The sequence below is a fragment of the Mycobacterium sp. genome (assembly GCF_049280035.1).
Taxonomy (GTDB): Bacteria; Actinomycetota; Actinomycetes; order Mycobacteriales; family Mycobacteriaceae; genus Mycobacterium.
Window position 1 is genome coordinate 1 of the sequence record NZ_JBAPPI010000794.1, and the last position, 5,592, is coordinate 5,592.

At 66.5% G+C, this 5,592-nt stretch carries 7 protein-coding genes; 6 read left to right on the forward strand and 1 reads right to left on the reverse strand.

Features of this window, described 5'->3' with window-relative positions:
• The 5 genes from sucB to WAN71_RS25245 all read left to right on the forward strand — a co-directional run.
• A partial coding sequence (gene sucB / locus WAN71_RS25225; protein ID WP_422227939.1) for a 2-oxoglutarate dehydrogenase, E2 component, dihydrolipoamide succinyltransferase occupies positions 1-752 on the forward strand: 752 nt, incomplete at its 5' end.
• 14 nt (positions 753-766) lie between these two features.
• Positions 767-1,675, forward strand: coding sequence for a TIGR01777 family oxidoreductase (locus tag WAN71_RS25230; protein ID WP_422227940.1), 909 nt, complete (start codon positions 767-769; stop codon positions 1,673-1,675).
• A 44-nt stretch (positions 1,676-1,719) separates the two neighbouring features.
• Positions 1,720-2,418, forward strand: a complete 699-nt coding sequence (gene lipB, locus WAN71_RS25235; RefSeq protein WP_422227941.1) for a lipoyl(octanoyl) transferase LipB — start codon at positions 1,720-1,722, stop codon at positions 2,416-2,418.
• Complete coding sequence (lipA, locus tag WAN71_RS25240; RefSeq protein ID WP_422227942.1) at positions 2,415-3,338, forward strand: lipoyl synthase; 924 nt, start codon at positions 2,415-2,417, stop codon at positions 3,336-3,338. The genes lipB and lipA overlap by 4 nt, the downstream gene beginning before the upstream one ends.
• Before the next feature lie 51 nt (positions 3,339-3,389).
• The gene (locus WAN71_RS25245) at positions 3,390-4,142 is read left to right on the forward strand and encodes a DUF4191 domain-containing protein (protein WP_422227943.1); all 753 of its coding nucleotides are present in this window, start codon (positions 3,390-3,392) and stop codon (positions 4,140-4,142) included.
• A gap of 11 nt (positions 4,143-4,153) precedes the next feature.
• Here WAN71_RS25245 and WAN71_RS25250 read toward each other — a convergent pair whose 3' ends face one another.
• On the reverse strand, positions 4,154-4,618 hold the full coding sequence (locus WAN71_RS25250) for an RDD family protein (RefSeq protein ID WP_422227944.1): 465 nt from the start codon (positions 4,616-4,618) through the stop codon (positions 4,154-4,156).
• A 198-nt stretch (positions 4,619-4,816) separates the two neighbouring features.
• Between WAN71_RS25250 and WAN71_RS25255 the strand changes: the two genes are divergently transcribed.
• Positions 4,817-5,592, forward strand: a 776-nt coding sequence (locus WAN71_RS25255) for a glutamine synthetase beta-grasp domain-containing protein (protein ID WP_422227945.1), incomplete at its 3' end; no start/stop codon positions are given.

The following is a 5,592-nucleotide window of genomic DNA, read 5'->3' on the forward strand; positions in this document are numbered from 1 at the left end:
TCCCCACCCCGGCGCCCGCGCTGGCACATCTGCGGGGAACCACCCAGAAGGCCAGCAGGATCCGCCAGATCACCGCGAAGAAGACCCGGGAATCGCTGCAGGCCACTGCACAGCTCACCCAGATCCACGAAGTCGACATGACCCGGATCGTGGCGCTGCGAGAAAGAGCCAAGGCCGCCTTCGCCGAACGCGAGGGTGTGAACCTCACCTTCCTGCCGTTCATCGCACGCGCCGTCATCGATGCGCTCAAAGCACACCCGAACGTAAACGCCAGCTACAACGAAGAGACCAAGGAGATCACCTACTACGACGCCGAGCACCTCGGCTTCGCTGTCGACACCGATCAGGGCCTGCTCTCCCCCGTCATCCACAATGCCGGGGACCTGTCACTGGCCGGGTTGGCGCGCGCGATCGCCGACATCGCCGCCCGCGCCCGGTCGGGAGACCTCAAACCCGACGAGTTGTCCGGCGGGACCTTCACGATCACCAACATCGGCAGCCAGGGCGCACTGATGGACACCCCGATCCTGGTGCCGCCACAGGCCGCGATGCTGGGCACCGGTGCGATCGTCAAGCGGCCGCGGGTCGTCATCGACGACACAGGCAACGAATCCATCGGGGTGCGTTCGATCTGCTACCTCCCGCTGACCTACGACCACCGGCTGATCGACGGCGCCGACGCCGGGCGGTTCCTGACCACCATCAAGCACCGGCTCGAAGAAAGCGCGTTCGAGGCAGACCTGGGACTGTAGGCAGGACTTGAGGCGTGGCCGCCACCGTTGCGATCGCGGGATCATCCGGGCTGATCGGCTCGGCGCTGGTGACGGCGCTGCGCACGGCAGACCATCAGGTGCTGCGGATCGTGCGCCGCGCGCCAGCGAATGCCGGTGAGCTGCACTGGGATCCGGACAGCGGCGAATTCGACGCGGGCGCATTGAGCGGAGTCGACGCCGTGGTGAATCTGTGCGGCATCAACATCGGCCAGCGGCGGTGGTCGGGAGCGTTCAAACAAACCCTGCGCGACAGCCGCATCACGCCTACCGAAGTGTTGTCCAACGCGGTCGCCGACGCCGGCATCGGCGTGCTGGTCAATGCCAGCGCAGTCGGCTACTACGGTGACACCAGAGACCGGGTCGTCGTCGAAACCGATTCGGCGGGAACGGGTTTCCTTGCCCAACTGTGTAAAGACTGGGAAGCGGCCACCGCGGCTGCCCAACACGCCGGCACCCGTGTTGTGCTGGCCCGCACCGGATTGGTGCTGGCCTCTTCCGGCGGTGCGCTACGCCGGTTGCGGCCGCTGTTCTCGGTGGGCCTTGGCGCCCGCCTGGGCAACGGCCGCCAGTACATGTCTTGGATCAGCCTCGAGGATCAGGTACGAGCTCTGCAGTTCGCGATCTCCGACAGTCGGATCTCCGGCCCGGTCAACCTCACCGGCCCGGCGCCCGTCACCAACGCAGAGTTCACCGCCGCACTGGGCCGAGCGGTGAACCGGCCCACCTCGCTGTTGATGCCGGGATTCGCGGTGCGCGCCGCGCTCGGTGAGTTCGCTGACGAAGGCCTGCTGACCGGGCAGCGCGCAATCCCGGCCGCACTCGAACGCGCCGGCTTCGAGTTCCACCACAACACCGTCGGAGAGGCGCTGCGGTACGCCACCGCGAGGCCCGCTGTCGCCTAGCCGCGGGCGCGCGGTCGCCAGCCTGTAGTTGTAACCTCGGCCGTGTGAGTTCTATCCGCTCGAGCGCGGCCCCGATCGATGTCCGCCAACTGGGCACCGTTGACTACCGAGTCGCGTGGCAGCTGCAACGTGAGCTGGCCGACGCCCGGGTGGCGGGCGGCACCGACGCGCTGCTGTTGCTCGAACACCCGGCGGTCTACACCGCCGGGCGCCGCACGTCCGCGGACGAACGCCCAACGGACGGTACGCCGGTCATCGATACCGACCGGGGCGGCAAGATCACCTGGCACGGCCCCGGCCAGCTCGTCGGCTATCCGATCGTCACGCTTGCCGAACCGCTCGATGTGGTCAATTACGTTCGGCGCATTGAGGAATCGCTGATCAAGGTCTGCACGGGGCTCGGTTTAGCGGTGGGCCGGGTCGGGGGCCGATCCGGCGTGTGGTTACCGGCCGGCGACGGTAGGCCCGCGCGCAAGGTCGCCGCCATCGGTGTACGGGTCTCGCGGGCGACGACGCTGCATGGGTTCGCGCTCAACTGCGACTGCGACCTGGACGCGTTCGAAAGGATTGTCCCGTGCGGCATCACCGACGCCGGGGTGACGTCGATATCGGCCGAACTGGGCCGCCGGGTCGGCGTCGACGACGTCTGGTCGGCGGTCGCCGACGCGGTGTGCGACGCCTTGGACGGCCGGCTGGCGGTTAGCTCGCAACCGATTCCGGTCCGCGTAGCATCGACATCGTGACCGTCACTCCCGAGGGTCGGAAGCTTCTGCGTCTGGAAGTACGCAACGCGCAAACACCGATCGAGCGCAAGCCGCCGTGGATCAGGACGCGGCTGCGGATGGGGCCGGAGTACACCGAGCTGAAAAACCTGGTCCGGCGCGAGGGTCTACACACCGTGTGCGAGGAGGCCGGCTGCCCCAACATCTACGAATGTTGGGAAGACCGCGAAGCCACCTTCCTGATCGGCGGCGAGGTGTGCACCCGTCGTTGTGACTTCTGCCAGATCGACACCGGCAAGCCTGTCCCCCTGGACCGTGACGAACCACGACGGGTGGCCGAAAGCGTGCAGGCAATGAGCCTGCGGTATTCCACCGTCACCGGGGTGGCCCGCGACGACCTGCCCGACGGTGGCGCGTGGCTCTATGCCGAGACCGTGCGCGCCATCAAGAGACTCAACCCGTCCACCGGCGTCGAGCTGTTGATCCCGGATTTCAACGGCGATCCCGACCAGCTGCGGCAAGTCTTCGAATCTGCGCCGGAAGTGTTGGCGCACAACGTCGAGACCGTGCCGCGCGTCTTCAAGCGAATCCGCCCGGCCTTCTCCTATCGGCGAAGCCTCGGCGTGCTGACCGCGGCGCGGGACTTCGGGCTGGTCACCAAGAGCAACCTCATTCTCGGGCTGGGCGAGACGCCGCAGGAGGTGCGCACCGCGCTGGCTGATTTGCATGCGGCCGGGTGCGACATCGTCACGATCACCCAATATCTGCGCCCGTCGGCGCGGCATCATCCAGTCGAGCGCTGGGTCCCCCCCGACGAGTTCGTGGAGTATTCGGACTACGCCGAACAACTGGGCTTCGCCGGGGTGCTGGCCGGGCCGCTGGTGCGTTCGTCATACCGAGCCGGACGGCTCTACCAACAGGCCAGCAAGCGGCGGCGCTAGACGCACACCGCGCCGTCGCGCTGAGCCGAGCTTTCCGTATCCTTGGCGATTATGGCGAAACTCCGTGATGCCAAGGCGACCAAGGCCGCCAGGGCCGAGGCGAAAGCGGCCCGCAAAGCGGCCGCCAAAGAGCGCCGCAGTCAACTCTGGCAGGCGTTCACCGTGCAGCGCCAAGAGGACAAGCGGCTAGTGCCGTACATGGTCGCTGCGTTTGTGCTGATCGTGGGCGTATCGGTGGCGGTCGGGGTGACGACCGGCGGGTTCACCATGCTCACGATGATTCCGCTGGGCGTGGTGCTGGGCGTATTGGTTGCGTTCATTATTTTCGGTCGGCGTGCGCAGCGGTCGGTCTACCGCAAGGCCGAGGGCCAAACCGGTGCTGCTGCCTGGGCGCTGGAGAATCTGCGCGGCAAGTGGCGCGTCACCCCCGGTGTGGCGGCGACCGGCCATTTCGACGCCGTGCACCGGGTGATCGGTCGACCGGGGGTCATCCTGGTGGCCGAGGGATCGCCGACGCGGCTCAAACCGCTGCTGGCCCAGGAGAAGAAACGCACCGCCCGGCTGGTCGGCGAGATCCCGATCTACGACATCGTCGTCGGCAACGGCGAGGGAGAGGTTCCGCTGGCCAAGCTCGAACGCCACCTCACCCGGCTGCCGGCCAACATCACCGCCAAGCAGATGGACTCGTTGGAATCGAAGCTGAGCGCGCTGGGTTCCCGGGCCGGGACGGCCGCGATGCCCAAGGGCCCGCTGCCCGGCACCGCCAAGATGCGCGGCGTCCAGCGCACCGTGCGCCGTCGGTAGCCGCCGGTAAGTCAGCGCCGCACGACGGCGGTGGCGGTCAGGCGGTCCTGCAGCCCGCGACCGTCGACGTCGACGAACAGCGCCGGTACGACAAACGCAATCAGCACCCCGCGCACCGCGGCACGACCCAACCCGACGTGCATCCGTTCATCGACGGACGCCACCTGAAGTCCCAGTGCAAACTGCCCCGGAGTGAACCCGAACAACCGGACGGCGAGTGCGCCCAGCACCAACCAGATGAGCAAAACCGCCGACGACAGCAGACCCGGGGAGATCAGCCCGAGCGCCATAACGAGTGCGGCCAGGCCGTAGGCAAGCAACCAGTCAACAAGCAGCGCGGCCAACCGACGACCAAGCTGGGCCAACGAATGCGATCCACGTTCGGGCAAGCCGAGCCTCTCGCCCGGGTATCGCTGCGACGGCCCGGACTCGGGTGGCCCGGGGCCGGACAGCCAAGATACGATGCTGCGGGCCACCACCCCACAATAAGGTGAGGCCTGCCAAGCACTCGGCGGCGAACCGCGCCGTCGCGTAACGTCGGCGCAACGCAGGATTGACCCACGGGAAATCTTGCCTCCATAGCGTCTGGTCGGGTCGGCCAGTCACGACCGGTAAAGGAGAGCGCTTCAATGACCGCAGTAGATTCGAAGCCCGCAGCAAAGGAGAGCGCTTCTGTGTCCGAAAAAACGGCCGATGACATCCTCAAATACGCCAAGGACGAGAAGGTCGAATTCGTCGACGTCCGGTTCTGTGACTTGCCCGGCATCATGCAGCACTTCACAATTCCGATTTCATTTTTCGACGCGGACGTATTTGAGAACGGGATCGCCTTCGACGGCTCCTCGATTCGCGGCTTCCAGGCGATCCACGAATCCGACATGCTGCTGCTGCCCGACCTCGACACCGCGCAAATCGACCTGTTCCGCGCAGCCAAGACGCTGAACCTCAACTTCTTCGTGCATGACCCGTTCACCCTTGAGCCGTACTCGCGGGACCCGCGCAACGTCGCCCGCAAGGCGGAGAACTACTTGGTCAGCACCGGCATCGCCGACGCGGCGTACTTCGGTGCCGAGGCCGAGTTCTACATCTTCGACTCGGTCAGCTTCGACTCGCGCACCAACGGCTCGTTCTACGAAGTCGACGCAATCGCGGGATGGTGGAACACCGGCGAGCCCACCGAGAACGACGGCAGCCCCAACCTCGGTTACAAGGTCCGCCCCAAGGGTGGCTACTTCCCGGTTGCTCCGGTCGACCACTACGTCGACCTGCGCGACAAGATGCTGCAGAACCTGATCACCGCCGGCTTCAGCCTGGAGAAGGGGCACCACGAGGTGGGCACCGGCGGCCAGGCCGAGATCAACTACAAGTTCAACACGCTGTTGCACGCGGCCGACGACCTGCAGCTGTACAAGTACATCGTCAAGAACACCGCGTGGGCCGAGGGCAAGAC